Annotated in this window: 2 protein-coding genes and 1 pseudogene; 2 read left to right on the top strand and 1 reads right to left on the bottom strand. The window is 63.1% G+C overall.

Annotated features, from left to right (window positions below; translation table 11 throughout):
* Positions 1-433, top strand: a 433-nt coding sequence (locus EN893_RS33690) for an aldolase/citrate lyase family protein (protein WP_245490953.1), incomplete at its 5' end; no start/stop codon positions are given.
* Between the two features lie 6 nt (positions 434-439).
* Here the strand turns inward: EN893_RS33690 and EN893_RS33685 are convergent.
* Positions 440-994, bottom strand: a complete 555-nt coding sequence (locus tag EN893_RS33685; RefSeq protein ID WP_127269899.1) for an alpha/beta hydrolase — start codon at positions 992-994, stop codon at positions 440-442.
* 249 nt (positions 995-1243) lie between these two features.
* Here EN893_RS33685 and EN893_RS33680 point away from each other — a divergent pair.
* A pseudogene (locus EN893_RS33680) lies at positions 1244-1476 on the top strand (VOC family protein); the annotation flags it as partial.

The following is a 1476-nucleotide window of genomic DNA, read 5'->3' as shown; positions in this document are numbered from 1 at the left end:
CTCCTGGGGTCCGACCTACGCTTTTCCACGCCACGGCCAAGGCGACCAGGCCGACTGGCTGCGCGACACCAACCAGCGCACGATGGCCTTCGCCATGGTCGAGACGCGTGCCGCCCTCGATGCGCTCGATGGCATCCTCGACACGCCCGGCATCGACGGCATCTTCCTCGGCCCGTCGGATTTCTCGATCGCCTGGAGCAATGGTGCGACCGTCAATTCGACGCTGGAAAGCATGATGGAGACGGTGGCATCGGTGGCCGAGCGCACCCGCAAGGCCGGCAAACATGCGGCGATCTACGTTGTCGAGCCGGCAATTGCCGGCCGGGTCGTGTCGATGGGCTATCGCCTGCTGGCCATGGGCTCCGAGCATTCGCTGATCGGGCTTGGGGCAAAAACGCTGATCAAGAGCGTCCGCGATTCGATCGGGTCCTGAAGACGCTCAAGGTTTCAGATCCGTCAGGAATTTGGCGAAGGTCATTGAACCTTCGGGCCAAGGACCAAAACCTGAATCCGGGTTGAGATGACCGGTCTCACCGGCATCGATGAACAGCGAACCCCAGGCGCCGGCGATATCCTCCGCGACATCGAAGGCGCAGAACGGATCGTTGCGGCTGGCGATCACGATCGAGGGAAAGGGCAGCGGCTCACGCGGATAGGGGCCGAAGGTCATCAGGTGCCTGGGCCTGATCTCGGGATTGGCGACGTCGGGAGGTGCCACGAAGAAGGCCCCGGCAACCGGCTTGCGGAACTGCGGAATGGCTTGCACTGCAGCGGCGACACCGAGCGAGTGCGCCACCAGGACGACCGGCCGCTCGGCCTCGTTGACCGCCTCGGCAACGCTCGCCGTCCAGTCCTCGCGAACCGGCTTCGACCACTCGGCCTGTTCGACGCGGCGCGCCGTCGACAGTTTCGACTGCCAGCGGCTCTGCCAATGGTCGGGGCCGGAATTGGTGTAGCCCGGTACGATGAGAATATCTGCTTCCTTGACCTTCATGGCGCTGAGATAGCGAGCGGCATCGCTTCGTGCAACCGGCAGGAACGCCGCTTTTGATCACAATAGTGAACACCATGTTCGCTTCTTCGCGTCTTGTGTGAACGATGCAGATGGACGATCTGTGGTCAGGAAAAGAAACAGCCGTGCGCGGGAACCCTGACTTTGGAACTGACACGACGTACAATGATCGGCGGAGTGGGGCTTCTCGCTTTGGGAGCTTCATCGCAGGCCGGTCGAACGGAGCATTCGATGAGCGAGTTGCCTTTTGCCGCCACCACCCCGGTCAGCGTTGCCCGCGTCGGGCTGAAGGCGCGCGACGCGGAAAGCCTTGCCGCCTATTACCGCGAAATTGTCGGTCTGCAGGAGTTGAGCCGTGCCGATGGCGCGATCACCCTGGGCGCCGCCAACCGTCCCTTGTTGGTGCTTGAGCAGGACGCTTCAGCCAAGCCGGATGATCCGCGCAGCGCCGGGCTGTTCCACAC

This window comes from Mesorhizobium sp. M7A.F.Ca.CA.004.04.2.1 (assembly GCF_004022825.1).
Lineage (GTDB): Bacteria > Pseudomonadota > Alphaproteobacteria > Rhizobiales > Rhizobiaceae > Mesorhizobium.
The sequence above is the reverse complement of the archived record's forward strand: the minus strand, read 5'-3'. Positions and strand labels throughout refer to the sequence as shown.